Consider the following 26136-nt stretch of genomic DNA (forward strand, 5'->3'; position numbering starts at 1 on the left):
CCGCCATACCTATTTTTAGGAGATTTCGTACTTAAAGGCACTGCTATTTCGTACAGTTTGTCAGAGCCGAGATTGGGGGCGCAGCCCCCTCAAATTCACCGCTAAGTTCGATTTTTGGCCTCGATCCATTGCGCCATGTACTGGGTACTTTTGTGATGATGGTGACGCAGCATGGCCCCGGTGAAATTATCGATTCGATGCTGTTGCAGGTTCTGCCGGCATGCTTCGATTCGGGCGATCAGGCTCGCGCAGTGCTGCTGATATTGATAGCGCGCATCCACTATCGCCCAGCCGTTGGTTTGCGCCTGTGTCCACAGGGTTTTGTCCCGATAGAGTTCGACGGCTGCAGCTGCGATGGCGCTGGCGCTACTGCCTATCGCGCCCGGCCATGGCAGTTCGCCAGCCATGGCTTCAGCGCCGATAGGCGTGGTGACATTGGGGGTGCCGCAGAGCATGGCGTCGACGATCTTGCCTTTGATGCCAGCACCAAACCGCAAAGGGGCCATACAGACTCGCGCTCCGGACATCACCTCCAGTGCATCTTCCGCCCAGTTCATTACATGAAACCCCTGTGCTGCGTTGTGCAGGGCAGTGGCTTTGGGAGGGGTATAAGCGCCGTAGATGTGCAGTTGCGCAGAGGGTAGCTGTTGGCGAATCAGTGGCCAGATCGTATTTTTCATCCATAACACCGCATCCCAGTTCGGCGCGTGGCGAAAGTTACCAATACTAAGGAAGTGCGCCCGCTCCTCGAAGAGGCGCGCGCTGCTCGGCGTGCCATCGAGCATCAGCGGGCACCAGTGCAATAAGGCTGTGGGGAGCTTGAACTGATTGACCAACAGGTCGATTTCTACGTCGGAGATCATCAGGCTGATGTCGGAGCGGTAGATCGCGGCAATTTCGCGCTGGGCAAGATCGCTGGCCGCCATGTACGGAAAAATGGCTTGAGGTGAGGTGCCAAAAAACCCAGAAAAATCATCAGGGTCAGGGTCTTTCTTCAGGTGATCTTTTAGCAGTTGATGCCGGGCGTCGCGCAGGCTTTGCAGGTCCGAGGTTTCGAGAATGCGCAGCGCGTCAGGGCAATGTTTCTCCACGCGCCAGCCAAACTGTTCCTCCATCATGAAACGGTCGAACAGCACGATGTCTGGCTTGAGTTCAGTGATGAACACATCGAAGCTGCTGTTATTCAGTTCGATGCTGACTTCGGCAATGCCGAGAGCGGCCAGATCAGCTTTGTGTTCGCCTTCACTCGCAGGGCTGCTGAAGGTGATTTGCCAGCCTTGACTCAGAAAGCACTCGATCAACTGCATCATGTGACCACCCGCTGCAGACGAGCGCGGTTCTGGCCAGACATAACCAATGATGAGCACGTGGGTGGGGGTGCTTGAGTGGGGCAGGCTCATGGGGAGAGAGTTCAGGGTGATCGTGGGGCGCAATTAAACCACAAGGCGGATTAAAGCTGCGGTGCCATCAGAGTGACGCCCCATAAAAACATCGGCCAGAAAAACTGGCCGATGTGGCGTAGCGCTCAGCCTGCTTTAGGCTGCATTGGCGGTTCGCCAGTCGTCGGAACCGGAGGTGCCAGAGACTTCATGGGTCCAGATGATTTTGCGGTAAGTGAAGTAAACATCTTCAAGCTGAGTGAAATGCGCAGTGGCCGGATCCTGGCAATTCGGCATGCGTGACTGCACGTCGACGATCAAAGCGTCTTCCAGCTCAATGCTGAAGTAATGCTCCTGCCCACCAGTCCCGGATGTCCGATAAAACGCCAAATGGCATTTGTTTAAAGTTTCGCCAGAAATCAATGCCTGAAAAATCAGCGGTGAAGACTTGTCGAACACTTTGGTGATCATCAGCGGTTTGTGCACACGTTGGCCGGTAGGTTGACCGGATTGTGGGTCACGGGGAACGATGACTTGGTGGTTGAAGGCTTGGACCAGGATTTTATTTTCGTGGCCTTCCTGATAGATATTGCCAACCGAATCAGCAGTGAAAGTGCCAGCAGTGATCTGGCCTTGTTTACTGCCTTCAAGAATCATATACGCGGGTGTTGGCATGAAACGCTCCTTTCAAGATAAACAGACGGTGTCCGTAAAAACTAATGCGTTGCGGACGCTGCTTCATCTATCAAAAGCCATGCCGTAAAAAATAATCTGATATAAATCATGCGGATAGATTTATTTATTAAAGCTATTTAGAGATTTTTGATAAGCATTTAACTCTGATTGAGCAAGTTCTTGCTCATGTCAGCGGAGCATTTTGCGCATTGGCCAAGAGCCCTTCGAAATCAGATCCGATGAGCTTTTGGGGCATTGGCGGGTTCAGGTTCTGCAGAATTGCATATCAGGCTTTTTGGCCCAAAATCCCTTTCACCTTGCTTCGCAGCTGATCAATCGAGAACGGCTTGCCGATGACGTCCATGCCTTCCGGCACCTCGATACTTTCTGCATACCCACTGGCGAACAGTACGGGCAGGCTGGGGCGTAATTTTCGGGCCTCGGTCGCCAAGTCGCGACCGTTCATATCGGGCAGTCCCTGATCGGTCATCAGCAGGTCTATGACTTTCTGACCGTCGCCCAGGTGGGCGAGCGCGTCTTTACCGTCAGCGGCTTCGAGCACGCTGTAATCCAGCTCTTGAAGCACGTCGACGATCAACATGCGCACGATGTTGTCGTCTTCGACCACTAGGATGGTGCTGGTGGGGGCGGACATAAAATGTTCCCTGAAAAAAGGCAATGATTCACAGCTGATTGTTTCTGACAGCATGTTAATGAGTATGTAAATGATAGCGACAAGTTCCCTCTAGCAGTAAAAACTATCCGTTTGGGTTACTTTCTGCTCGTTTTTCAGCCTGATGAGATTTTTTGTAGGACGTTTCATGGCGTTATGCCTGAATTTTCCGCTTCTCGTGCTAGAAAAGCAGTCTTTTGCAGACGTTTGCGGCAGACTCTGTCGTTTCGATGAATTCGCCCGGACCTTTTGATGAACTCTCCGTCTTCGATTGACGAGCAACGCTTCCGTAAAATATTGGGCCGCAACATCAGCCTGCCGTTGGGTGTCGGTGTGCTGAGCGCTGTTTTTTTTATCGCTCTGATTACCTATTTATTGACGGTGATCCAGTGGGTCGAACACACCGACCGCGTGATTAACAACGCCAATCATTCGCTCCGGCTGTCCATCGACATGGAAACGGGCATGCGCGGCTTTCTGCTCACCGGTGATGAGCACTTTCTCGACCCCTATGAAGTCGCCAAGCCTGGGGTGGTGACTGAACTCAAAAGCCTGGACGAGCTGGTTGCCGATAACCCTCAGCAAGTGGATCGCTTGAGGCGTCTTTCCGCCTTGCAGGATGAGTGGAACGATTTTGCCCAGGAAATGATCACGTTGCGCCGAAAAAATGGCGATTATCAATCAGCTATTGCCGCTGGTCGAGGCAAGCGTCTGACCGACGAAATTCGCAGCGAATATGATCAGATCGTGGCGATGGAGCAACAACTGCGCGTCACTCGCAACGAAGAAGTCACGCACACTACGATTCTCACAGTCACCTTGTATTTGATTTTTGTGGTGCTGATCAGCGGCTTCCTGGCCTATATAGGCCGGCGTGATATGTTCGCATTATCAAAAAGTTACATTGAAAACATGAAGCTGCAAGAGAATAACGCTCAGCGCTTGCAACACGTGGCGTGGCTGCGCAACGGGCAAAGCGAGCTCGCAGAACAAGTGCTGGGGCAACTCACATTGAACGTGCTGGGCCGCAATGTGCTGCAGTTTTTTGCTCAATACCTGGGCTCTGTCGTGGCCGCGATGTATGTCCGTCAGGAACATGGTGGCTTCACGCGTGTGGCGTCTTACGGGTTTTCTCGCGAGCAGGAACAGCGCGAGCAGTCGATCTACAGCGGCGAGGGCGTTATTGGTCAGGCTGCGCTGCAAGACAAGATCATCACCCTGGACGATGTGCCGGGCGATTACTTCAAAGTCAGCTCGGGCCTGGGCGATGGTTCGCCGCGTAGCGTCCTGATCGTGCCGACCAGCAATGACGACCAGGTCAATGGCGTGATTGAGCTGGGCTTTTTGCGGGCGTTGACCGAACGCGATGTCGAGTTCCTTGAGGTGATTTCCGACAACATCGGCACCTCGATTGACGCGGCACGTTACCGCCAGCGCTTGCAGGACGTACTCGCCGAAGCCCAGCAGCTCAATGAAGAACTGCAGGTGCAGCAGGAAGAGCTTAAAGCCGCTAACGAAGAACTTGAACAACAGTCACACATCCTGAAGGAGTCTCAGGCCCATCTGGAAGCCCAGCAGGCGGAGCTTGAGCAAACCAATGAGCAGTTGGCCGAGCAGGGCCAAGCCCTGGCCGATCAGCGCGATGCGTTGGACCGTAACAACGAAGAGTTGAATATTGCGCAGGTTGAACTTGAAGCAAGAGCTGAAGAGCTGCAGCGCTCCAGCAAATACAAGTCTGAATTCCTTGCCAATATGTCTCATGAGCTGCGTACGCCGCTCAACAGCTCACTGATTCTGGCGAAACTGCTGGCGGAAAACCCGACAGAGAACCTGACGGCCGAGCAGGTCAAATTCGCCGAGTCGATCTATTCGGCCGGCAACGATCTGCTGAACTTGATCAACGACATTCTCGACATCTCCAAAGTCGAAGCCGGCAAGCTCGACATGCGCCCGGAAACCACCAGTGTGGCGCGGTTGGTCGAAGGCCTGCGGGGTATGTTTCAACCCATGGCCGCAGACAAGAAACTCGACTTTCAAGTCGAATTACAGGCAGGTGCGCCCACGCTGCTGTTTACTGATCGCCAGCGCCTGGAGCAAGTACTGAAAAACCTGTTGTCCAATGCGATCAAGTTCACCGAGCGTGGCAGTGTCAGTTTGACCGTCTCGCGCCAGCCGGGCGAGGGCATCACCTTCACCGTGCGCGACACCGGGATCGGCATCGCCGAAGAACATCAGGAAAGCATTTTCGAGGCATTCCGCCAAGCCGACGGCACCACCAATCGGCGTTACGGCGGCACCGGTCTTGGGCTGTCGATTTCCCGCGATCTGGCCAAATTGCTGGGTGGCTCGATCACCGTCACCAGCGCGCCAGAGCAGGGCAGTATCTTCACCTTGGTGGTGCCTGAGCAATACGTCGAGCAGGTCCAGCTCGAATATGGCGAACAGCCGGTCGCGGTTGCAGCACCTGTAATGGCGATGCCGCCGGTCATCCCCGTTGCTGCGGCGACAGTTCCGACAGCGCCTGCTATTCCAGACTTTGCCGATGATCGCGACAAGGCACCGTTCAGCACCCGCTGCATGCTGGTGATCGAGGATGAGGTCAGCTTCGCGCAGATTCTTTACGATCTGGCTCACGAATTAGGTTATCAATGCCTGGTGGCCCATGCCGCTGACGAAGGGTTCAACCTGGCGGCACAGTTCATACCCGACGCGATTCTGCTGGACATGCGTCTACCGGATCACTCGGGTCTGACCGTATTACAACGCTTGAAAGAACTGGCGCCGACCCGACATATCCCGGTCCACGTGATCTCTGTAGAGGATCGCCAGGAAGCCGCTATGCACATGGGGGCCATCGGTTATGCGGTCAAGCCGACCACCCGTGAAGAACTGAAGGATGTTTTCGCCAAGCTCGAGGCCAAGCTGACCCAGAAGGTCAAGCGCATCCTGCTGGTGGAAGACGACGCCCTGCAACGCGACAGTATCGCGCGATTAATTGGTGACGATGACATCGAGATAACCGCTGTCGGGTTCGCCCAGGATGCGTTGGATCTGCTGCGGGATAACGTCTACGACTGCATGATCATCGACCTGAAACTGCCTGACATGCTTGGCAACGACCTGCTCAAGCGTATGTCCACCGAAGACATCTGCTCGTTTCCGCCCGTGATCGTCTACACCGGGCGCAACCTGACGCGCGATGAAGAAACCGAGCTGCTCAAATATTCCCGCTCGATCATCATCAAGGGTGCCCGCTCGCCTGAGCGTTTGCTGGATGAAGTGACGCTGTTCCTGCACAAAGTCGAATCGAAACTGTCCAGCGAACGCCAGAAAATGCTCAGGACCGCCCGCAGCCGGGACAAGGTGTTTGAGGGCCGTAAAATCCTGGTGGTCGATGATGACGTGCGTAACATCTTCGCGTTGACCAGTGCCCTGGAACACAAAGGCGCGGTCGTTGAAATCGCTCGCAATGGTCGAGAGGCCATCAACAAGCTTAATGATGTCGACGACATCGATCTGGTGTTGATGGATGTGATGATGCCCGAGATGGACGGCTACGAAGCGACCGTGGAAATTCGCAAGGATCCACGCTGGCGCAAGCTGCCGATCATCGCGGTGACGGCCAAAGCCATGAGAGACGATCAGGAGCGCTGCCTGCAGGCGGGCTCCAATGATTACCTGGCCAAGCCCATTGACCTTGACCGTTTGTTTTCGTTGATTCGCGTATGGCTGCCCAAAATGGAACGGATCTGACTCATTGAACGTATCAGGCATTGAAGCCACTAAGTTGACTCTTGGAACCGAGTATCTGGATTTGTGCCATGTCGCTTGAGCGGAACACCGAAATTGAATTGCGTCTGTTGATGGAGGCGATTTACCTCAAATACAGTTACGACTTTCGTGATTATTCTGGCGCCTCGGTCAAGCGTCGGGTCAATCATGCGTTGCGCCAGTTCGACTGCAAAACCATCTCGGCGCTCCAGGAACGCGTGCTGCATGACCCTTTAGCGTTCATGCAGCTCTTGCAGTTCCTGACTATCCCGGTCAGTGAAATGTTTCGCGATCCTGGGCATTTTCTGGCGATTCGTCAGGAGGTGGTGCCACTGCTCAAGACATACCCTTCGATCAAGATCTGGATCGCCGGTTGCAGTACAGGGGAGGAGGTCTACTCCATGGCGATCCTGCTGCGCGAGGAGGGGCTGCTTGATCGAACCATCATCTACGCCACTGATATCAACCCCAGTTCGCTGGAGAAGGCCAAGATGGGCATATTCTCACTGGAGAATATTCGTGCTTACACCGAGAACTATCAACGGGCAGGCGGGCAGCGGGCGTTTTCCGACTATTACACCGCGGCGTATGACCACGCTATTTTCGATAAGACGCTGCGCGAGAACGTCACGTTCGCCGATCACAGCCTGGCAACTGACAGTGTATTTTCAGAAACCCAGTTAATTTCATGCCGTAACGTACTGATTTATTTTAATAAAAAACTTCAGGATCGGGCGTTCGGGCTGTTTCACGATTCGCTCTGCCATCGGGGTTTTCTGGTACTGGGCAGCAAGGAAACACTCGATTTTTCCGCCTATAGCAAAAAATTCGAGACGTTTGTCAAACAGGAGCGGATCTACCGTAAGTCATGAATACAACTGAACAACACCGCCACTTACCCATTCGCGCGTTGCCTGTTGTCGATGCCATTGTCATCGGGGCGTCGGCTGGCGGTGTGGATGCCTTGATGAAGATTTTCTCCGCGTTGACGCCAGGCTTCGCTCTGCCAATTATCACGGTCTTGCATTTACCTGATGAGCGCCGCAGTCATTTGGCTGAAATATTTCAGCGGCGCCTGCCTGTTCCGGTTAAAGAAGTCGATGACAAAGAGATAATTGTTCCTGGTACGTTGTATTTCGCCGCTCCCGGCTATCACGTGTCTGTGGAGGAAGACTTCAGCCTGTCGCTGAGCCAGGAAGAGCGCGTTTACCATTCACGACCCAGCATCGACATCCTTTTTGAGTCGGCCGCTGATGCCTATGGATCTCGCCTGGCCGGAGTATTGCTGACCGGGGCCAATCAGGACGGTGCTCGAGGATTGGCTCTGATCAAGCATCATGGCGGATTCACGGTGGTTCAAGACCCCCGGCTGTCTCATGCACCCACCATGCCCGAAGCAGCGTTGGCGTTACACATGCCGAATCACATCCTACCGTTGCACGACATCGGCCAATTGCTGATCGAGCTGGAAAGAACCGCATGCTAAGTGAAATCCAAGCCAACCTGCTGATCGTCGATGATCTACCAGAAAACCTGCTGGCGCTTGAGGCATTGATCAAGCGTGAGGACCGCACGGTCTTTAAAGCCCTGTCTGCTGATGAGGCGCTTTCGCTGTTGCTGCAGCATGAGTTCGCTCTGGCCATTCTCGATGTGCAAATGCCAGGAATGAACGGCTTCGAACTGGCTGAGTTGATGCGCAGTACCGAGAGAACCAAAAATATTCCTATCGTGTTTGTCAGTGCCGCCGGTCGTGAGTTGAATTACGCATTCAAGGGCTACGAAAGTGGCGCAGTGGACTTTCTGCACAAGCCGCTGGATATCCATGCGGTGAAGAGCAAGGTCAATGTGTTCGTCGACCTTTATCGTCAACGCAAGGCGATGAAGCAGCAGGTCGAAGCCCTTGAGCAGAGCCGCCGCGAGCAGGAAGCCTTGCTCAAACAACTTCAGTCCACGCAGAACGAACTTGAGCACGCGGTGCGCATGCGTGATGACTTTATGTCGATTGTTTCCCACGAGGTGCGCACCCCGCTTAACGGGCTTATTCTGGAAACCCAACTGCGCAAACTGCACCTCGCCAAGGGCAACGTTGCTGCGTTTACCCTGGACAAGCTGAGCGCCATGGTCGATCGCGATGAGCGGCAAATCAAGAGTTTGATTCGTTTGATCGAAGACATGCTGGATGTCTCGCGCATTCGTACCGGCAAACTGTCGATTCGTCCCAGTCGTTTCGATCTGGCGCAACTGGTCAGCAACCTTCTGGAGAGCTTCTCCGCGCAAATGTCTAATGCTGAGTCGACGTTGTCTTTTACGGCCGAAGGGCCAGTCATGGGGACCTGGGATGAGTTTCGCATCGAACAGGTGGTTGTGAACTTGCTGACCAACGCGCTGCGCTATGGCTCTCATAACCCGATCGACGTGCGGGTGTACTGCGACGGGGGGCAGGCGCGGGTGGATGTGCTTGATCACGGCATTGGTGTCAGCGAAGAAAACCAGAAACGAATTTTCCAGCAATTCGAGCGGGTATCGGCCAATCATGTCATTGCCGGATTGGGCCTGGGCTTGTTTATTTCCGAGCAGATCGTCGCCGCCCATGGTGGTTCGATCAGCATAGATAGCGAAGAGGGTAAGGGGTCGTTGTTCAGGGTGAGTCTGCCGCTTTAAAAGCTGTTGGCAATTATCCGACGTACAGCGCAACCTACGCCGCGCGCCATGGTCGTAGTGGCAGCTATTTAGAGATATAAGGCACACCCATGAGCTCAGATGCAGAAGATGTCGTACTCATCGTCGAAGACGAACCCCTGATCCTGATGTTGCTCGCCGATTATCTGTCGGGCGAGGGCTACCGGGTATTGAAGGCAGAAAATGGCGAACAGGCGTTCGAGATACTGGCGACCAAACCTCACCTGGATTTGATGATCACTGATTACCGCCTGCCGGGCGGAGTATCGGGGGTGATGATTGCTGAACCGGCGGTGAAGTTACGACCTGAATTAAAGGTGATTTTCATCAGCGGCTACCCCGCCGAAATCCTGGAGTCCGGCAGCCCTATCGCTCTCAAGGCGCCAATCCTGGCCAAGCCGTTCACGATGGAAAACCTGCATACCCAGATTAAAAAACTGCTGGCGTGATTGAGTGGTTGTGGTGAGTATCCCCGATCTCATTACGCCTCAACTGCCTCTTTGCTCGCCCGGACATCCATCCCGAAATACTCACGTGCCTTCCTCCTTCGGCGTCGGATTGCTTTCTCCCGAGCGATGTGGAACGCCTTGGTCCCGGATCGAACGGTCTGACTTCGCGCCGCCCAATGGGGGTTTTGTCCTGCAAATGGCATAACCGCAGCCTTACGGCTGGTAAGGCGTGCTTGTTATAGTCTGAGCACCATTACAACCAAGAATTGTGAGTATTCCGAAGATGACAACCGTGTCCGATTACCAGGCTTTCCACGTCGAACTGACCGATAACATCGCTCATGTGCAGATCAATCGGCCGGAAAAGGTCAATTCGATGAACGCCGCGTTCTGGAGCGAGATCATCGATATTTTCCAGTGGATCGATGAAACAGATGACGTGCGCGTCGTGGTCCTGAGTGGCGCGGGCAAACACTTCTCGTCGGGTATCGACTTGATGATGCTGGCATCGGTCGCTACTGAGTTGGGCAAGGATGTGGGGCGAAATGCACGCGTGCTGCGGCGCAAAATTCTGCAGCTCCAGGCTTCGTTCAATGCCGTGGACAGCTGTCGCAAACCGGTATTGGCGGCAATTCAGGGGTACTGCCTGGGCGGCGCCATCGATTTGATTGCAGCGTGTGATATGCGTTACGCCGCTGAAGATGCACAATTCTCGATCAAGGAAATCGACATGGGCATGGCAGCGGATGTGGGTACTTTGCAGCGCCTGCCGCGTATCATCGGCGACGGTATGCTGCGCGAACTGGCCTACACCGGGCGTACCATCGGTGCAGAAGAGGCGCGTAGCATCGGCCTGGTCAATCGCACGTTCATCAACACCCAGAGCCTGCTTGAAGGTGTGATGGCCATTGCGGGTGAAATTGCCAGTAAATCGCCGATCGCCATTGCCGGGACCAAGGAGATGATCAGCTACATGCGTGACCATCGGATCGATGACGGCCTTGAATACGTTGCCACGTGGAACGCGGCAATGCTGCAATCAGCGGACCTTCGGTTGGCGATGACCGCGCACATGAGCAAACAAAAAGCAGTCTTCGATAACTGAAGAGTTCAACCATTAAGGCCGACTGGAACACTGAGCTGCAAGCGATCACCCAGACGTGCGCAAGCAGAGGAGATTATTCATGACACGCCCGAGGCGCTGGACAACGGCCGTACTGGATATCCAGGTCAGCGGCGGTTGGGCTGTGGTTCACAGTACCCAAGGATTTCTGCTCGACGGCAACGGCGTGATGTTCCCACGGGAATGGCTCAAGCGTCAGGACTTGCCGTTGCTCAGCGAGCACGGCATCGGCCACTTCGATGGTGAGCCGGTCTATCTGCTGGTGCTCAAACATCCTGTGGACGTCGAGGGTTGCACCTGGCAAGGGCTGCGTCAGTTCATGCTGGAAGGCGACTTCGACGTTTACAGGAAACTCGGCTATGCCGCACAGATAGGCACATGGGCGCGGGAGCATCGGTTCTGTGGCAGCTGTGGCCAAGCAATGCAGCAAGTGCCGGGTGAGCGCGCCATGTACTGCGAACACTGTGATTTGCGCCATTATCCGCGTATTTCGCCGAGCATGATCGTGCTGATCACCCGTGGCGATGAAATCCTGTTGGCACGCTCGCCGCGTTTCGTGCCGGGCGTCTACAGCACCCTGGCGGGGTTCGCGGAGCCTGGGGAGTCTGCGGAGGATTGCGTACGCCGCGAAGTGATGGAAGAGGTACAGCTTGAGGTCAAGAACATCCAGTACATGGGCAGCCAATGTTGGCCGTTCCCGCATTCGATGATGCTGGGTTTCCATGCCGAATACGCGGGAGGCGAGATCGTTCCGCAACTGGATGAGATCGAAGATGCGCGTTGGTTCGACATCAATGATCTGCCGCCGCTACCGGCCCACCGCTCCATCGCGCGTTACTTGATCGATCTGTATCTGGCCAGGCGTTCAGGCACCGCTGAACCAGTGTTGCCAGGCTAGGCGAACAGTCAGTCCCAGCACCACGATAATGAACACAGGGCGGATAAATTTTGCGCCGCCCTGAATCGCGGTACGAGCGCCGAAGAAGGCCCCGATCATCAGCGACGAACCCATGCTCAGGCCGATCAGCCAGTCTACCTGGCCAGAAAAGATGAACACTGACAGCGCTGCAGCATTGCTGACAAAGTTCATGCTGCGCGCCACACCGCTGGCCTTCACCAGATCCAGTGGGTAGAGCAGCAGACTGCTGACGGTCCAGAAGGCACCTGTGCCCGGCCCTGCAACACCGTCATAAAACCCTAACCCCAGGCCTTGCGGCAGTTGCCACTTCTTCTTGATGGGCGCGTCGCTGTCCAGTGGCGCCTTGGGCGTGCCACCGAACAACAGGTACAGGCCGCAACCGAACACAATCACCGGGAGCATCTGGTTGATCCACTCAGCAGGCAGGTAATGCGCAACCACCGCGCCAATCGCTGCGCCGATTGCCGTGCCAACCAACGCGTGAATCCATTGCTTGGGGTCGAACAGTTTGCGTCGGAAAAAGGTGTAGCTGGCCATCGCCGAACCGAAGGTCGAACTGAGTTTGTTGGTGCCAAGGACCAGGTGCGGTGGGAGGCCGGCAGTCATCAGGGCAGGGGTGGTCAACAAACCACCACCACCGGCGATCGCATCAATGAACCCTGCGACAAAAGCAACGACTGCAAGAATGGCGAGGGTGGTCAGGTCAACACTGAGTTCAAAAGGCATGCGAGGGATCGACTTATACGGCTTGGGCAGAATGGCTGCTCCAGAAGGCGACCATTTTACGCATAACGGGTGATAAATCGATGCATCGGTTAGACCGCGGCAAGCCGTTCGCGAAACCTGCACAATATGCAGGAAAAGCGGTCACACCTCATCCATTCTGACCCAACGCTGCTCTACCGCCGCCAGGCGAATCGCTGCCGCTAACCGTTCTACTTGCCACGCCTCTTCGAAATCAGGCCCTTCGTTGCCGTGACCGCAGACCGCCTGAATCAATGCATGCACTTCCAGCGTCTTGAGTTCGTTGTACCCCAACTGATGCCCAGGTGCAGGACAGAAGGCTGCATAACCGGGCAGTGTTGGTCCAGCGAGTATCCGCTGAAACCCGTCTTGCCCTGAGCGGTAAACCTGCAGCTCATTGAGTCGCTCCTGATCAAACGCAAGGGTGCCCCGTGTGCCGCTGATCTCGAAACTCAGGTGATTTTTGTAGCCGTGCTTGAGCCAACTGCTGCTGAACGTACCGCGCGCGCCGTTGGCGAAGCGTAGCAGAGCATGGGTCTGATCATCGACGGCGATGGTGCGCTGCTCGCTGCTGCCCACGGCAACCGGGCGTTGGGCGTGCACGGTATGGGAGTCGGCACACACCGTGTCGATGTCGCCGAGCAGGTGACGGGCCAGCGCGAGCAAATGGCTGCCCAAGTCTGCCAGCGCGCCTCCTGCGTGGGCAGCTTCACAGCGCCATGACCAAGGCGTTGCGGGATCCCCCATGAAATCTTCGCTGAACTCTCCCTGAAAACCGATGATCTCGCCCAGATCGCCGTCTGCGATCATCTGTCGTGCCAGCCCTATGATGGGGTTGTGCTGGTAGTTGTAACCCACCCGAGTGACCACGCCCGCTGCTTTGGCGGCCTGACGCATTTCACTCGCCTGACCGAGGCTGATCGCCAGGGGTTTCTCGCAATACACCGCTTTGCCGGCTGCCAGTGCCGCCATGGCCATGGGGTAGTGCAAGTGATTCGGTGTGGTGATCGCCACCAGGTGCACGCCGGGATCGTTGATCAATGATTGCCAGTCTCCATGAGCATGAGCGAAGCCCCAGTCGTTTGCGCATCGCTGGGCACGTGCGGCATCAGCATCGGCCAGTGCAGTGAGATGCACGTCCACGGGCAGTTGAAATGCGGCACTCACGTTGCGAAAGGCCAGGGCATGGGCACGCCCCATGAAGCCAGTGCCTATCAGACCAATGCCCAGTATGGGAGGAGCAGATTGAGGTACAGAAGATTCGCGCATGACAAAGTCCGGTTAGAGTTGTTATGCAGAAAATATATTCTTAATATGTTTTATATGGAATATATATTCTTTATATAGGTCGTAAAAAAACAGCCCGGAGGCTGTTTTTTTCACCCGTACAGGAGAATCAGGACAGGTAACCACCGTCCACATTCAACGAAACACCGGTGGTGTAGCTGGATGCATCACTGGCCAGGTACAGAACGGCGCCCGCCATCTCGCTGGGTGCGGCCACACGTTTGAGCGGGATCTGTTCCAGCGCCATGTTCAGGATCGCATCGTTTTTGACCAGGGCCGAGGCGAATTTAGTATCCGTCAGACCTGGCAGCAGGGCGTTGCAACGAATGCCGAACGGCGCGCATTCCTTTGCGAACACTTTGGTCATGTTGATCACGGCTGCCTTGGTCACCGAATAGATGCCCTGGAACACGCCTGGCGAAATGCCATTGATCGAAGCGACGTTGATGATGCTGCCACCACCGTTTTCGCGCATCAGCTTGCCGGCTTCAATGGACATGAAGAAGTAACCGCGAATATTCACGTCGACGGTTTTCTGGAACGCGCTCAGGTCCGTGTCCAGCACGTTGCAGAATTGCGGATTGGTTGCAGCGTTATTGACCAGAATGTCCAGGCGACCGAACTGTTCGCGAATCTGCGCGAACGCGTTATGGATCTGTTCCATCTCGCCGATGTGGCAGGCAATCGCAGTAGCCTTGCCGCCGTCAGCGATGATCGCGTCCGCGACGTGTTGGCAGCCATCGATCTTGCGGCTGGAGACAATGACGTGCGCGCCTTGTTGAGCCAGTAGCTTGGCGATGGCTTCACCAATGCCGCGGCTGGCACCGGAAACGAAAGCGATTTTGCCGTCGAGGTCGAACAGTTGGGTCTTGGACATGTTTTCTTCCTTATTGTGTCGCAATCAAAGGCTGGATTTATCGATCACTTGCAGGCTCATCTGCTCCAGCAGTTTGTTCATCTGAATGAACTGCGCAAAGCGTTTGTCCTGGGTCTGACCATGAAAAAAACGGTAGTAGATTTGCTGCACGATGCCGGCCAGGCGGAACAAGCCATAGGTGTAGTAGAAGTCAAAATTGTCGATCTCGATGCCTGAGCGTTCAGCGTAGTAATCGACGAACTGACGACGGGTCAGCATGCCGGGCGCATGGCTAGGCTGACGGCGCATCAGCTGTACCGGTGCCGGGTCGCTTGCTTCGATCCAATAGGCCAAGGTGTTGCCCAGATCCATCAACGGGTCGCCAATCGTGGTGAGTTCCCAATCCAGAACGCCGATGATTTTCATCGGGTTAATGGGGTCGAGAATCACATTGTCGAACCGATAGTCGTTGTGCACGATGCTGGATACGGGGTGATCGGCTGGCATTTTTTCCTTGAGCCAGGCCCTGACCGTCTCCCAACTCGGCGCATCCGGGGTCAGCGCTTTTTCGTAACGCTCGCCCCAACCACCAATCTGGCGTTTCACATAACCTTCGGGCCTGCCAAGGTCCGCCAAACCGCACGCGGTGTAGTCGACCTGATGCAGTTCGACGAGCGTGTCGATAAAGTTTTTACACAGCGCTTCGGTCTGTTGGGCGTCGAAGTTCAGTTCAGGCGGTAGATCAGAACGCAGAATGATGCCGTTGACCCGCTCCATGACATAGAACTCAGAGCCGATCAGTGACTCGTCAGTGCAATGCACGTAAGCCTTTGGGCAATACGGAAAGCCGACATTCAACTGATTGAGAATGCGGTATTCGCGGCCCATGTCGTGCGCAGACTTGGCTTTTTGGCCAAAAGGCGGACGCCTCAGGACGAACTCCTGGTCCGGGTATTGGATCAGGTATGTCAGGTTCGAAGCGCCGCCCGGAAACTGGCTGATCTCAGGCGAGCCTACCAGGCCGGGAATATGCGCCTTGAGGTAGGGGTCGATGAGGCTGGCGTCGAGTTCTTCGCCAGAGCGGATCTTGGTGGACTGGTCAGTAAGCGCCATGCTTATCCCTTCTGCTTATTATGGAGTGCAGACATTATTGACTAATCTAATGCGGCCACTCTCCGCTCACAAGCTGGAAACGGCCTTATAGGTGAGCGTGTTGCTGGCCAATCATTGGCTTTGATCGCTGCGTGTCCGTGAGCTGCAGGCGAAAAAAAAACCGAGGCCCTGAGACCTCGGTTCTGCGTGCATTGCAGCCAGTTTTAAGCCGGGAACAGCTCGCTCAACTTCATGGCCAGCATCATGTCGCCTTCAGCGCGCAACTTGCCGCCCATGAACGCCTGCATGCCGTCGGTTTCGCCGCTGACGATGCCTTTAAGGGTCTCGCTGTCCATGACCAATGTCACTTGAGCGTCAGGGTTCTCGCCTTCTTTAACGTCGCAAGTACCGTCTTTTACGATCAGGGAGTAGTTTGTTTCTTCATCGATACGAAAGCCAAAAACCAGGTCCAGGCCTGCAGCTGCACTTGGGTTGAACTTGGCTTTCATGGATTGAATGGCGTCAGCTACAGAAGTCATGGTGCGATCCTTTTTCTGGGGTTCTGGTGGATAGGTTCCAGCGACCATTCAGGTCGCCGTGGGCCGGTCTCAGCGATAAGTGATGAGCTCCGGCGCCTGCAACAGTTGCAGGTGTGCATGACTGTTGAAGGAAGCCAAGGCTACCTCGCGACCACGGAATTTAAGCTGGTTGAGCGAGGTATTGACGATTTGCCAGTTGAGTTCGAACGCCTGCTTCGCGGGCATCTGAGTGATCAAGTGGAGCAGCGCGGTGATTGTACCGCCTGAGGTGAAAATCGCGATCCGGTCTTTGCTGCCTGCCTGATCGAGAACCCTGTGCAAGCCTGATTGAACCTGCTCGACAAAACCGAGCCAGCTCTGCAGCCCCGCAGTGTCATAGTCACCCTTGAGCCAACGGTCCATGATCAACGCAAATAGCCGCTGAAACTCAGCGCGGTTTTGCGCGGCATTACGCAGAACATGCAGGGCTTCCGGTTCATCAGGGAGCATGGCGGGGAGCAGGGCGCGGATCACTGCATCGGCGTCGAATTCATTAAATGCGGGATCGACTTCAAGCGGGGCTATGGATTGCCCGGCAGCCTTGAACTGGTCCATTACCGCCTCAGCCGTATGCTGCTGACGACGCAGGTTGCCAGAGAGACAGCGATCAAAGCTCACGCCCAACTGTGTCAGGTGCTTGCCGAGGATCTCGGCCTGGCGAATACCCATCGGCGACAGAACGTCGTAGTCGTCTGCACCAAAGGAGGCCTGGCCATGTCGAATCAAATAGATGCTGCCCACGTCGGTGTTATCCCGGGACGTTGAAGGTTTTGCGAGGTTATGAGGATGCTTCAAGCGTGTCAATGAAAAAACATACGCTTGTTTGAATGGTTGTTTCCGGGACATCCGTGGCGCGCGATCGACTGGCCGTCTGCAAAGCACGCCGGTATGCTTGAGTCATCCGCGGCCCCTTGATTGGAGGGGCGCAAAGTGTGTGAGGAGTATTTGTGGAGTTTATGGCTGAATACGCAATCTTTCTGGCCAAGACGGTCACCCTGGTGGTTGCCATTCTGATCGTGCTGGCGGCTTTCGCCTCGCTGCGCAGCAAGGGCCGACGCAAATCTGCCGGGCAGTTGCAGGTCAGCAAGCTGAATGACTTCTACAAAGGTCTGCGCGAACGTCTTGAACAATCGCTGCTGGACAAGGACCGGCTCAAGGCGTTGCGCAAGGAGCAAGCCAAAAGCCTGAAGAAGGAAAAGAAACTGGCCGACGCCAAGCCTCGGGTGTACGTGCTGGATTTTGACGGTGATATCAAAGCGTCCGCAACCGAGAGCATGCGCCATGAGATCACGGCGCTGTTGACCTTGGCCACGGCCAAGGATGAAGTGGTGCTGCGCCTGGAGAGTGGCGGCGGCATGGTCCACAGTTATGGCTTGGCCTCATCGCAGTTGGCGCGGATTCGTCAGGCGGGTATTCCACTGACTATCTGCATCGACAAAGTGGCGGCCAGCGGTGGCTACATGATGGCTTGCATTGGTAACAAGATTATCAGCGCACCGTTCGCTATTTTGGGTTCCATCGGCGTGGTAGCGCAGTTGCCCAACGTCAATCGTCTGCTGAAGAAGCATGATATTGATTTTGAAGTGCTGACCGCTGGCGAGTACAAACGTACCTTGACCGTGTTCGGCGAAAATACCGAGAAGGGCAGGGAGAAGTTCCAGGAAGAGCTGGACATCACTCACGAGCTGTTCAAAAACTTTGTCGCGCGCTACCGGCCACAATTGGCGATCAACGAAGTCGCCACCGGGGAAGTCTGGCTTGGCATGGCGGCGCTGGACAAACAATTGGTGGACGAACTCAAGACCAGTGATGAATACCTTTCTGAGCGCGCCAAGGTCGCTGAAGTTTTCCATTTGCACTATTCCGAGCGTAAAAGCTTGCAGGAACGGATCGGCTTGGCGGCCAGTGGGTCGGTAGATCGTGTCTTGTTGAGTTGGTGGAGCCGGCTGACACAGCAACGCTTCTGGTAATCATGAGCGTCCTTGTCAGGTTTTCAGTGACAAGGACGGTTCATCAGATAGCAAAAAGCCCGGGGTTCTAAAGAACCCCGGGCTTTTTTTCAGGCCAAATCAGCGACGCCGGAACAGCGGCAACGGTTCATCTGTAGCGGCCTGGTAGGTCACCGAGAAGTCTTTAAGACCTTCAAGGGCTTCATACGGGTCTTTATCGGGGCGAATCGCAAAGGCGTCGAAACCACAGCGGTGCATGTAGAACAATTGGTCACGCAACACATCGCCAATGGCTCGTAGCTCGCCTTTGAAACCGTATCGATCACGAAGCAGGCGCGCATTGGAGAAACTGCGACCATCGGTGAACGCCGGAAAATTCAGGGCAATAACCTGAAAGTTGTCCACGTCATCGCCGATTTGCTCGGCTTCTTCGTCTGCGTCCAGCCATACACCCAGGCCGCCGTCACGCGCTTTGAGGGCGTGACTGTGGTCGAGCCATAAGGCCAGCGGCACAATCAGGTCATCACAGTTGGACAGGCCGTCAAGCGTCGTGTCCTTGGGCAGCAAGTGCCAGGTTTCGTCGATGACTTCGTTGTTCTTAATGATTCGCTGCATAGACGCGCTCCTTGAAAGGGTCAATGCCGATACGCTGGAAGGTGTCGATAAAACGCTCATCTTCGTGCCGCTTCTCTATGTAGACGTTGATCAGCTTTTCGATCACGTCAGGCATCACATCCTGGGCGAAAGACGGGCCCAGAATTTTACCCAGGCTTGCGTCACGGTTGCTGCTGCCGCCAAGGGAAACTTGATAGAACTCTTCGCCTTTCTTGTCCACGCCTAGAATGCCGATATGCCCCACGTGGTGGTGACCGCAGGCATTCATGCAACCTGAAATATTCAGGTCCAGCTCGCCAATGTCGAACAGGTAATCCAGATCGTCAAAGCGACGCTGGATGGCTTCGGCGATCGGGATCGATTTGGCGTTGGCCAAGGAGCAGAAATCGCCCCCCGGGCAGCAAATGATGTCGGTCAGCAGGCCGATGTTCGGGGTAGCAAAACCTTGTTCGCGGAGCTCGCCCCACATTGTGAACAATTGGCTCTGCTCAACGTCGGCAAGAATGATGTTTTGCTCGTGGGACGTGCGCATCTGGCTGAAGCTGTAACGATCAGCCAGATCGGCAATGCCATCGAGTTGTTTGTCGGTGACATCGCCCGGGGCAACACCGGTCGGTTTGAGCGACAGGGTCACTGCGGCGTAGCCCGGCTTTTTGTGCGCAAGAACGTTGCGCGAGCGCCAGCGGGCGAAACCCGGGTGTTCTTTGTCGAGGTGAGCCAGTTCAGCGCTTTGATCGCTAAGGGCTTTGTACTCGGGGTCGACGAAGTGCTTGGCGACGCGATGCACTTCGGCTTCGGTCAACGTGGTCTGGCCGCCCCGCAGGTGGGCCATTTCCGCGTCGACTCGCTCGGCGAACACTTCAGGCGTCAGTGCCTTGACCAGAATCTTGATCCGGGCCTTGTACTTGTTGTCGCGACGGCCATAGCGGTTGTAGACCCGCAGGATGGCGTCCAGGTAGCTCAACAGGTCCTGCCAAGGCAGAAACTCATTGATGAAGGCACCGACCACTGGCGTACGACCCAGGCCGCCACCGACCAGAACGCGGAAACCCAGTTCGCCTGCAGCGTTACGCACGGGCTCCAGGCCAATGTCGTGCACTTCAATGGCGACACGGTCGCTGGCGGAACCATTGATGGCGATCTTGAACTTGCGCGGCAGGTAAGCGAATTCGGGGTGGAAGGTAGTCCACTGCCGAACGATCTCGCACCACGGGCGCGGATCAACCACTTCATCCGCCGCAACACCGGCAAATTGATCGGTGGTGACGTTACGCAAGCAGTTACCGCTGGTCTGAATCGCGTGCATCTGCACGGTTGCGAGTTCAGCCAGAATATCCGGCACGTCTTCCAGCGCGGGCCAGTTGAACTGAATATTTTGGCGGGTGCTGACGTGGGCATAGCCCTTGTCATAATCGCGAGCGATTTTGGCAATCATGCGCAACTGTCGCGAGGTCAGCTGGCCGTAAGGCACGGCCACCCGCAACATCGGCGCAAAGCGTTGAATATAAAGGCCATTCTGCAGGCGCAGCGGGCGAAATTCTTCTTCGCTCAGCTCTCCGGCCAGGTAGCGTCGGGTCTGATCCCGGAACTGCTTGACGCGGTCCTCGATGATCCGCTGATCGTACTCGTCATATACGTACATATAGGTCCTGTTCTCAGGCTGCTTACAGCAAATCTGCGCGCACGGCCGCGCACTCCCAACGGAGCCGAGGGAAGATACCAGTTTGCAGTTATGCGCAAAAGTGAAGTTTGAGTATATGCAAAGAACTAAAAGAACTATCCAGATCGGGTTGATCGGATAACCCTGCTTGAGGAATGGGCAATGCTCGACTTTACTGAGGGCGTGATCGCGGCAATCTGCTGTCGCAGAGGCGGTCACGCTTCATGTGCAATCACCGATAAAACCGAAAAGAGGCGATGCAATGAGCAACCCTGTCAAAGCAGTGAAAGCCGATAGCAGCGTAGATGCCTGGGCCATTTTCTTCATTGTCATCCTGGTCGTAACGACGGCCGTATTCTGGGTGAGCCACCAATAACGCAAGCAACCTGCGCCTGTCCGACGTGACGGTCGGACAATGCGTTAAACGGTATTCAGAGGTCTGCATTCAAGCAGTTATACTGCGCGCCTATTTTTCAGGCCCGCATGAGAATGTTTAAATTTTTTTGTAGCGCGTTGCTGGTATTGAGCAGCGTATGGCTGACTGCGGCCGAAGCGGCGACGGTGGTTTTCCTCAATCCGGGCCTGTCGACGGAAACGTTTTGGGTCAGCTACTCAAAGTTCATGGCGGCGGCGGCCGACGACTTGGGCATGACGTTGCAGGTGCGCTACTCGGAGCGGGATCCCGATAAAACGCTGATCCAGGCGCGCGAAGCGTTACAGGGCCCCGACCGGCCCGATTACCTGGTGTTCGTCAATGAACTGTATGCCGCCCCGGAAATTCTTCGTCTGTCCCAAGGCAGCGGCGTCAAGCTGTTCGCCGTCAACAATACCCTCACCCCTGATCAGATCAACCTACTTGGCGACGTCCGCACCCGCTTTCCGAATTTGATCGGTAGCCTGGTGGGAAATGACGAGGAGGGCGGCTATCTGATGGCCAAGGAGCTGATTCGCCTGCACCCCAAAGTTACCGTCGGTCAGAGCATCGACATGCTGGCGTTCTCCGGAGCAGCAACAACGCCCGTCGCCCAGCTTCGCGAGCAGGGCCTGCAACGTGCCTTGGCTGAGCACCCGGAAGTGCATTTGCGTCAACTCGTGTACAGCGGTTGGGAGCGAGGGCGGGCGCAGGAGCAGGCCCGACAGCTGTTCAAGCGCTACCCGAAAACAAGCCTGGTATGGTCTGCCAATGATGAAATGGCGTTTGGCGCCATGGCGGCATTGCGTGAACGGGGCGCAAAGCCGGGCAAGGATGTGCTGTTTAGTGCCTTGAACTCTTCGACAGCGGCCTTGCAGGCGCGTCTGGACGGAAGTTTAAGCGTTCTGGTGGGTGGACACTTTACGTTGGGAGGGTGGGCCATGGTGTTGCTGCACGACTATGACGCAACCAGGGAACAGGATCGCCAGTACCTGGGGGCGCGTCAGTTAAGCGTGTTGCAGCTTATCGGCCAGCAGGATGCCAGGCGCCTGTTGCAGGCTAGCTACAAAGACGACTATGGCGTCGATTTCCGCACATTCAGCGTGACGGGGAACCCTACGCCAGACGCGTACCACTTTTCCCTGAAAAGCATACTGCACTGAAGGGTCAACCCACGGCGAAGTGCAATACCAACTGCACAATGCCGAACAAGGTCAGGGCGAAGATCGCCGTGAACAGTACGCCCAGTATGACGAAATGACTGGGTTTGCCGTGGGTAAAATCCCGAGCCCGGTTTTTCCCGCTCTGCACACCAAATGCCGCCGCTACAACGCTCTGCACCATCTGCCAGAAAGTAGGCGGCTTATTGTTTGAAGAGTCGTCCATACACCCTCGTGAGTTCACATCAACGTAAAGAAAACTCACTGAAGCATAGTCAACTCAGGGGGATATGCCCTGCGCCGGTCACTTTGATGAATGGCAGCGCCTGCTGAAAAAGGAAGCAACCCATGGCCGGGCTGCCTCCTGAACGCGCTGTCTTAGTCGTCGTATCCCAGGTTTGGCGCCAGCCAGCGCTCAGAAACACTCAGTTCCTGACCTTTGCGCGCCGTGTAGCTTTCTACCTGATCCTTGTCGACTTTACCCACGGCAAAATATTGTGCCTGTGGGTGAGCGAAGTACCAGCCACTTACCGACGCCGCAGGGAACATGGCATAGCTTTCGGTCAAGGTGACACCGCTCAGGCCCGACTGACCCTCCTCAGCGCGGTCCAGCAGGTCGAACAACGTGCCCTTTTCGGTGTGATCCGGGCAGGCCGGATAACCCGGTGCAGGACGGATACCGATGTACTGCTCCTTGATCAGGTCTTCGTTGGCCAGTTGTTCGTCCTTGGCATAACCCCAGTAGTTTTTCCGCACCTGTTGGTGCAGCCACTCGGCGCAAGCTTCGGCGAGACGGTCGGCCAGGGCTTTGACCATGATTGCGTTGTAGTCGTCGCCTTTGTCTTGATAAGCCTTGGACACTTCTTCGGCACCGATGCCCGCGGTGGTGATGAAACCACCGACGTAATCGGTGACGCCGCTGTCCTTGGGCGCGACAAAGTCGGCCAGGGAGAAGTTTGGTTTTCCGTCGGTCTTGATGATCTGCTGACGCAGGTGATGCAGCTTGGCCAGTGGTTTGCCGTCGTTGCCGTAAAGCTCCAGGTCATCGTTATCGACCTGATTGGCAGGCCAGAAGCCAAACACTGCGCGAGCGCTGATCAGTTTTTCGTCGATCAGTTTGCGCAGGATGTCCTGAGCATCGGCAAACAGCGAGGTCGCTGCTTCGCCAACCACTTCATCGGTGAGAATGCGCGGGTATTTGCCAGCCAGGTCCCAAGAGATGAAGAACGGGGTCCAGTCGATGTACTCGGCGAGCACATTCAGGTCGATATTTTCCAGGACCTTCACACCGGTGAACGTAGGTTTGACCGGTTGGTAATCGGCCCAGTCGAACTTCGGTTTCTTGGCCACGGCAGCGGCGTAACTCAGGCGCTCGGTGCGCGAACTGCGGGCGGCGGTGCGCTCACGGACCTCGATGTACTCAAGCCGGGTTTTCTCGATGAAAGCCGGTTTCAGTTCTTTGGACAGCAATTGTGTGGCCACGCCAACGGCGCGGGACGCATCGGTGACATAGATCACCGCGTCGTTGCTGTACTTGGGCTCGATCTTGACCGCCGTGTGAGCCTTGGAGGTGGTCGCGCCGCCGATCATCAGTGGCAGAGTAAAGCCCTGACGCTGCATTTCCCGGGCGACATGCACCATTTCATCAAGCGACGGGGTAATCAGCCCGGACAGACCGATGATGTCGCACTTCTGTTCCTTGGCTACCTGCAGGATCTTCTCTGCCGGCACCATCACGCCCAGATCGACGATGTCATAGCCGTTGCAGCCCAGAACCACGCCGACAATGTTCTTGCCGATGTCATGCACGTCGCCCTTGACCGTGGCCATGAGGATTTTGCCTTTGGCTTCGGGTTTATCGCCTTTTTCCAGCTCGATGAACGGGATCAAGTGGGCCACGGCCTGTTTCATCACGCGTGCCGATTTAACCACCTGTGGCAGGAACATTTTTCCCGAGCCAAACAGGTCGCCGACAATGTTCATGCCGGACATCAGCGGACCTTCGATCACTTCGATCGGGCGCTTGAACGACTGCCGTGACTCTTCGGTGTCTTCGACGATGTGGGTGGTGATGCCTTTGACCAGTGCGTGTTCCAGGCGCTTGTTGACTTCCCAGCCACGCCACTCTTCGGTTTCGGCTTCTTTGACGCTGCCGTCACCCTTGTACTTGTCGGCAATGGCCAGCAGGGCGTCGGTACCGTTTGGCGTGCGGTTGAGGACGACGTCTTCCACACAGTCGCGCAATTCGGCCGGTATCTGGTCGTAGATCTCCAGTTGCCCGGCGTTGACGATACCCATGCTCAAGCCGTTGCGGATCGCATACAGCAAAAACACCGAGTGAATCGCCTCGCGTACCGGATTGTTGCCACGGAACGAGAACGATACGTTGGACACGCCACCGGAGGTCAGGGCGTGGGGCAGGTTGTCGCGAATATAGGCGCAGGCGTTGATGAAATCGACGGCGTAGTTGTTGTGCTCTTCGATACCGGTGGCAATGGCGAAGATGTTCGGGTCAAAAATGATGTCTTCAGGCGGGAAGCCGACATCGTTGACCAGGATGTCGTAGGAGCGCTTGCAGATTTCTCTCTTGCGCTTCTCGGTGTCGGCCTGGCCGTCTTCATCGAACGCCATCACCACCACGGCGGCGCCATAGCGTTTGCACAGTTTGGCGTGATGGATGAACTGCTCCACGCCTTCCTTCATGCTGATGGAGTTGACGATACCCTTGCCCTGAATGCACTTGAGGCCGGCTTCGATCACTTCCCATTTGGAGGAGTCGATCATGATCGGAACGCGGGAAATGTCCGGTTCGCCAGCAATCAGATTGAGGAAGGTCACCATCGCCTTCTTCGAATCGAGCATGCCCTCGTCCATGTTGATGTCGATCACCTGAGCGCCGGCTTCGACCTGCTGCAAGGCGACTTCAAGGGCTTCGGTGTAGTTATCTTCACGGATCAGCCGGGCAAAACGCGCAGAACCAGTGATATTGGTACGCTCGCCAACGTTGATGAACAACGAACTGCGATCAATGGTGAACGGTTCCAGGCCGGACAGGCGACAGGCTTTAGGGATGTCCGGAATAGCTCGCGGCGGGTACTTGCTCACCGCATTGGCGATGGCCTTGATGTGCGCAGGCGTGGTCCCACAGCAGCCACCGACGATATTGAGAAAGCCACTCTGGGCGAACTCTTCGATGATTGCTGCTGTCTGTGCTGGCTCTTCGTCGTATTCACCAAAGGCGTTCGGCAAACCGGCGTTCGGGTGCGCCGAAACGTAAGTGCCGGCCTTGTTCGACAGCTCTTCCAGGTATGGACGCAAATCGCTGGCGCCCAGCGCGCAGTTCAAACCCACCGAAATGGGTTTGGCGTGGCTGACCGAGTTCCAGAACGCTTCGGTGGTTTGTCCGGACAATGTGCGGCCCGAGGCATCGGTGATGGTCCCGGAGATCATGATCGGCAATTCAAAGCCGACTTCTTCGAACACGCCCTGCACGGCGAAAATTGCGGCCTTGGCATTGAGGGTGTCGAAAATCGTCTCGATCAGGATCAGATCGGCGCCGCCCTCGATCAAGCCGTGAGTGGCTTCGGTGTAGTTTTCCACCAACTGATCGAAGGTCACGTTGCGGTAACCGGGGTTGTTCACGTCTGGCGACAGCGAGCAGGTGCGGCTGGTCGGGCCGAGAACGCCGGCAACGAAGCGCGGCTTGTTGGGCGTTTCCAGGGTTTTAGCGTCAGCGACCTTGCGGGCGAGGCGGGCACCTTCTACGTTCAACTCATAGGCCAACGCTTCCATGCCGTAATCGGCTTGGGAAACCTGGGTGGCGTTGAAGGTGTTGGTTTCGAGAATGTCCGCACCAGCGTCCAGATAGGCCTTTTCGATGGCCCCAATCACGTCCGGACGACTGAGAATCAGCAGGTCGTTGTTGCCTTTGACATCACTTGGCCAGTCGGCGAAGCGTTTGCCACGGTAGTCCTCTTCCTCCAGCCGGTAGCTCTGGATCATTGTGCCCATGCCACCATCGAGAATCAGAATGCGCTCTTTGAGGGCTTGCTGGAGAGCGTGGAGGCGAGCGCTGCGGTCGGACATAGGACTACCTGGAAAGGCCAATACAGAAG

General features: G+C 55.8%; 22 protein-coding genes. 9 read left to right on the forward strand and 13 right to left on the reverse strand.

The features are described 5' to 3' along the window. Nucleotides 1-101: 101 nt before the first annotated feature. From AC1MEA_RS19905 to AC1MEA_RS19915, 3 genes are all read right to left on the reverse strand, one after another. Nucleotides 102-1400, reverse strand: a complete 1299-nt coding sequence (locus AC1MEA_RS19905; RefSeq protein ID WP_480417155.1) for a glycosyltransferase — start codon at nt 1398-1400, stop codon at nt 102-104. A gap of 135 nt (nt 1401-1535) precedes the next feature. After that, the gene (locus tag AC1MEA_RS19910) at nt 1536-2054 is read right to left on the reverse strand and encodes an Hcp family type VI secretion system effector (RefSeq protein ID WP_480417156.1); all 519 of its coding nucleotides are present in this window, start codon (nt 2052-2054) and stop codon (nt 1536-1538) included. Nucleotides 2055-2340: 286 nt separating this feature from the next. Further along, nucleotides 2341-2709, reverse strand: coding sequence for a response regulator (locus tag AC1MEA_RS19915; RefSeq protein WP_480417157.1), 369 nt, complete (start codon nt 2707-2709; stop codon nt 2341-2343). Between the two features lie 270 nt (nt 2710-2979). Between AC1MEA_RS19915 and AC1MEA_RS19920 the strand changes: the two genes are divergently transcribed. From AC1MEA_RS19920 to nudC, 7 genes are all read left to right on the forward strand, one after another. Continuing rightward, on the forward strand, nt 2980-6480 hold the full coding sequence (locus AC1MEA_RS19920) for a response regulator (protein WP_480417158.1): 3501 nt from the start codon (nt 2980-2982) through the stop codon (nt 6478-6480). A gap of 68 nt (nt 6481-6548) precedes the next feature. Continuing rightward, nucleotides 6549-7370 carry a CheR family methyltransferase gene (locus AC1MEA_RS19925; protein ID WP_219059797.1) on the forward strand — a complete coding sequence of 274 codons (822 nt, stop codon included), beginning with the start codon at nt 6549-6551 and terminating at the stop codon, nt 7368-7370. Continuing rightward, a complete protein-coding gene (locus AC1MEA_RS19930) occupies nt 7367-7984 on the forward strand; it encodes a chemotaxis protein CheB (protein ID WP_480417159.1) in 618 nt (205 codons plus the stop codon). Before AC1MEA_RS19925 ends, AC1MEA_RS19930 begins: the two co-directional genes overlap by 4 nt. Then, entirely contained in the window at nt 7978-9159 is a 1182-nt protein-coding gene (locus tag AC1MEA_RS19935) for a hybrid sensor histidine kinase/response regulator (RefSeq protein WP_219059795.1), read from the forward strand. Before AC1MEA_RS19930 ends, AC1MEA_RS19935 begins: the two co-directional genes overlap by 7 nt. Before the next feature lie 89 nt (nt 9160-9248). Continuing rightward, nucleotides 9249-9626: a response regulator gene (locus AC1MEA_RS19940; RefSeq protein ID WP_219059794.1), complete on the forward strand. Its 378-nt coding sequence runs from the start codon at nt 9249-9251 to the stop codon at nt 9624-9626. Between the two features lie 292 nt (nt 9627-9918). Beyond that, the gene (locus AC1MEA_RS19945) at nt 9919-10731 is read left to right on the forward strand and encodes a crotonase/enoyl-CoA hydratase family protein (RefSeq protein WP_480417160.1); all 813 of its coding nucleotides are present in this window, start codon (nt 9919-9921) and stop codon (nt 10729-10731) included. A 79-nt stretch (nt 10732-10810) separates the two neighbouring features. Beyond that, the gene (gene nudC / locus AC1MEA_RS19950; RefSeq protein WP_219059792.1) at nt 10811-11647 is read left to right on the forward strand and encodes an NAD(+) diphosphatase; all 837 of its coding nucleotides are present in this window, start codon (nt 10811-10813) and stop codon (nt 11645-11647) included. Here the strand turns inward: nudC and AC1MEA_RS19955 are convergent. The 6 genes from AC1MEA_RS19955 to AC1MEA_RS19980 all read right to left on the reverse strand — a co-directional run bounded on the left by AC1MEA_RS19955 (nt 11615) and on the right by AC1MEA_RS19980 (nt 16966). Next, on the reverse strand, nt 11615-12394 hold the full coding sequence (locus tag AC1MEA_RS19955; protein WP_480417161.1) for a TSUP family transporter: 780 nt from the start codon (nt 12392-12394) through the stop codon (nt 11615-11617). The two genes, nudC and AC1MEA_RS19955, sit on opposite strands and share 33 nt — an antisense overlap. 141 nt (nt 12395-12535) lie before the next feature. Beyond that, nucleotides 12536-13681, reverse strand: coding sequence for a Gfo/Idh/MocA family protein (locus AC1MEA_RS19960; protein WP_480417162.1), 1146 nt, complete (start codon nt 13679-13681; stop codon nt 12536-12538). A gap of 127 nt (nt 13682-13808) precedes the next feature. After that, nucleotides 13809-14576, reverse strand: a complete 768-nt coding sequence (locus AC1MEA_RS19965; RefSeq protein ID WP_219059789.1) for an SDR family oxidoreductase — start codon at nt 14574-14576, stop codon at nt 13809-13811. Between the two features lie 24 nt (nt 14577-14600). Next, on the reverse strand, nt 14601-15668 hold the full coding sequence (locus AC1MEA_RS19970; RefSeq protein WP_219059788.1) for a phosphotransferase family protein: 1068 nt from the start codon (nt 15666-15668) through the stop codon (nt 14601-14603). Between the two features lie 203 nt (nt 15669-15871). Further along, nucleotides 15872-16186, reverse strand: coding sequence for an SCP2 sterol-binding domain-containing protein (locus tag AC1MEA_RS19975; protein WP_219059787.1), 315 nt, complete (start codon nt 16184-16186; stop codon nt 15872-15874). A gap of 69 nt (nt 16187-16255) precedes the next feature. Continuing rightward, nucleotides 16256-16966, reverse strand: coding sequence for a histidine phosphatase family protein (locus AC1MEA_RS19980; protein ID WP_219059786.1), 711 nt, complete (start codon nt 16964-16966; stop codon nt 16256-16258). A 206-nt stretch (nt 16967-17172) separates the two neighbouring features. Here AC1MEA_RS19980 and sohB point away from each other — a divergent pair, with 206 nt between their 5' ends. Continuing rightward, on the forward strand, nt 17173-18195 hold the full coding sequence (gene sohB / locus AC1MEA_RS19985; protein ID WP_219059785.1) for a protease SohB: 1023 nt from the start codon (nt 17173-17175) through the stop codon (nt 18193-18195). A 99-nt stretch (nt 18196-18294) separates the two neighbouring features. Here the strand turns inward: sohB and AC1MEA_RS19990 are convergent, their stop codons facing one another. Both AC1MEA_RS19990 and AC1MEA_RS19995 read right to left on the reverse strand, forming a co-directional pair. Continuing rightward, nucleotides 18295-18789: a DUF934 domain-containing protein gene (locus tag AC1MEA_RS19990; RefSeq protein ID WP_219059784.1), complete on the reverse strand. Its 495-nt coding sequence runs from the start codon at nt 18787-18789 to the stop codon at nt 18295-18297. Further along, entirely contained in the window at nt 18773-20431 is a 1659-nt protein-coding gene (locus AC1MEA_RS19995; RefSeq protein WP_480417163.1) for a nitrite/sulfite reductase, read from the reverse strand. Before AC1MEA_RS19995 ends, AC1MEA_RS19990 begins: the two co-directional genes overlap by 17 nt. A gap of 507 nt (nt 20432-20938) precedes the next feature. On the opposite strand from AC1MEA_RS19995, the gene AC1MEA_RS20000 reads away from it, so the two are divergent. Then, complete coding sequence (locus AC1MEA_RS20000; protein WP_480417164.1) at nt 20939-22024, forward strand: ABC transporter substrate-binding protein; 1086 nt, start codon at nt 20939-20941, stop codon at nt 22022-22024. Between the two features lie 4 nt (nt 22025-22028). On the opposite strand, the gene AC1MEA_RS20005 is transcribed toward AC1MEA_RS20000, so the two are convergent. Together AC1MEA_RS20005 and metH are read right to left on the reverse strand one after the other, a co-directional pair. Then, entirely contained in the window at nt 22029-22247 is a 219-nt protein-coding gene (locus tag AC1MEA_RS20005) for a DUF2970 domain-containing protein (RefSeq protein ID WP_219059781.1), read from the reverse strand. 152 nt (nt 22248-22399) lie between these two features. After that, nucleotides 22400-26107 carry a methionine synthase gene (metH, locus tag AC1MEA_RS20010; RefSeq protein WP_480417165.1) on the reverse strand — a complete coding sequence of 1236 codons (3708 nt, stop codon included), beginning with the start codon at nt 26105-26107 and terminating at the stop codon, nt 22400-22402. Between the last annotated feature and the right edge of the window lie 29 nt (nt 26108-26136).

Source organism: Pseudomonas sp. ASL8 (assembly GCF_056680355.1).

Excerpts from the sequence above, each read along its gene's own strand:
- AC1MEA_RS19905 (WP_480417155.1), bottom strand. The coding sequence starts at position 1,400 with ATGAGCCTGCCCCACTCAAGCACCCCCACCCACGTGCTCATCATTGGT.
- AC1MEA_RS19910 (WP_480417156.1), bottom strand. The coding sequence starts at position 2,054 with ATGCCAACACCCGCGTATATGATTCTTGAAGGCAGTAAACAAGGCCAG.
- AC1MEA_RS19915 (WP_480417157.1), bottom strand. The coding sequence starts at position 2,709 with ATGTCCGCCCCCACCAGCACCATCCTAGTGGTCGAAGACGACAACATC.
- AC1MEA_RS19920 (WP_480417158.1), top strand. The coding sequence starts at position 2,980 with ATGAACTCTCCGTCTTCGATTGACGAGCAACGCTTCCGTAAAATATTG.
- AC1MEA_RS19925 (WP_219059797.1), top strand. The coding sequence starts at position 6,549 with ATGTCGCTTGAGCGGAACACCGAAATTGAATTGCGTCTGTTGATGGAG.
- AC1MEA_RS19930 (WP_480417159.1), top strand. The coding sequence starts at position 7,367 with ATGAATACAACTGAACAACACCGCCACTTACCCATTCGCGCGTTGCCT.
- AC1MEA_RS19935 (WP_219059795.1), top strand. The coding sequence starts at position 7,978 with ATGCTAAGTGAAATCCAAGCCAACCTGCTGATCGTCGATGATCTACCA.
- AC1MEA_RS19940 (WP_219059794.1), top strand. The coding sequence starts at position 9,249 with ATGAGCTCAGATGCAGAAGATGTCGTACTCATCGTCGAAGACGAACCC.
- nudC (WP_219059792.1), top strand. The coding sequence starts at position 10,811 with ATGACACGCCCGAGGCGCTGGACAACGGCCGTACTGGATATCCAGGTC.
- AC1MEA_RS19955 (WP_480417161.1), bottom strand. The coding sequence starts at position 12,394 with ATGCCTTTTGAACTCAGTGTTGACCTGACCACCCTCGCCATTCTTGCA.
- AC1MEA_RS19960 (WP_480417162.1), bottom strand. The coding sequence starts at position 13,681 with ATGCGCGAATCTTCTGTACCTCAATCTGCTCCTCCCATACTGGGCATT.
- AC1MEA_RS19965 (WP_219059789.1), bottom strand. The coding sequence starts at position 14,576 with ATGTCCAAGACCCAACTGTTCGACCTCGACGGCAAAATCGCTTTCGTT.
- AC1MEA_RS19970 (WP_219059788.1), bottom strand. The coding sequence starts at position 15,668 with ATGGCGCTTACTGACCAGTCCACCAAGATCCGCTCTGGCGAAGAACTC.
- AC1MEA_RS19975 (WP_219059787.1), bottom strand. The coding sequence starts at position 16,186 with ATGACTTCTGTAGCTGACGCCATTCAATCCATGAAAGCCAAGTTCAAC.
- AC1MEA_RS19990 (WP_219059784.1), bottom strand. The coding sequence starts at position 18,789 with ATGCAGCGAATCATTAAGAACAACGAAGTCATCGACGAAACCTGGCAC.
- AC1MEA_RS19995 (WP_480417163.1), bottom strand. The coding sequence starts at position 20,431 with ATGTACGTATATGACGAGTACGATCAGCGGATCATCGAGGACCGCGTC.
- AC1MEA_RS20000 (WP_480417164.1), top strand. The coding sequence starts at position 20,939 with ATGTTTAAATTTTTTTGTAGCGCGTTGCTGGTATTGAGCAGCGTATGG.
- AC1MEA_RS20005 (WP_219059781.1), bottom strand. The coding sequence starts at position 22,247 with ATGGACGACTCTTCAAACAATAAGCCGCCTACTTTCTGGCAGATGGTG.
- metH (WP_480417165.1), bottom strand. The coding sequence starts at position 26,107 with ATGTCCGACCGCAGCGCTCGCCTCCACGCTCTCCAGCAAGCCCTCAAA.